The 224-nt window shown below is 63.4% G+C and carries 1 protein-coding gene; it reads left to right on the top strand.

Features of this window, described 5'->3' with window-relative positions; translation table 11 throughout:
• Window positions 1-27: 27 nt before the first annotated feature.
• Window positions 28-224: dihydrodipicolinate synthase family protein (locus tag Q0938_RS19320; protein WP_299365753.1), on the top strand; the 197-nt coding region annotated here is incomplete at its 3' end.

Here is a 224-nt window from a genome sequence, read left to right as displayed (position 1 = left end):
CATTTGCCAGAATAGGAAAGCTGTTCGATGAGCCTGTTCACCGGCCTCTCTGCATTCCCCCTGACGCCCACGGATGAGGAGGGGCGCCTGAACCCTGATCTTCTGTGCCGGTTCCTGGAGCGGATCGTGGCTGCCGGCGCTGACTCGATCGGTCTGCTGGGCAGCACCGGCGGCTATCCGTATCTCACACCCGTTGAGCGCAAGCGCACGCTTCGCGCCGCTGT

Origin of the sequence: uncultured Paracoccus sp., from assembly GCF_947496875.1 — a bacterium.
Lineage (GTDB): Bacteria > Pseudomonadota > Alphaproteobacteria > Rhodobacterales > Rhodobacteraceae > Paracoccus.
The sequence above is the reverse complement of the archived record's forward strand: the minus strand, read 5'-3'. Positions and strand labels throughout refer to the sequence as shown.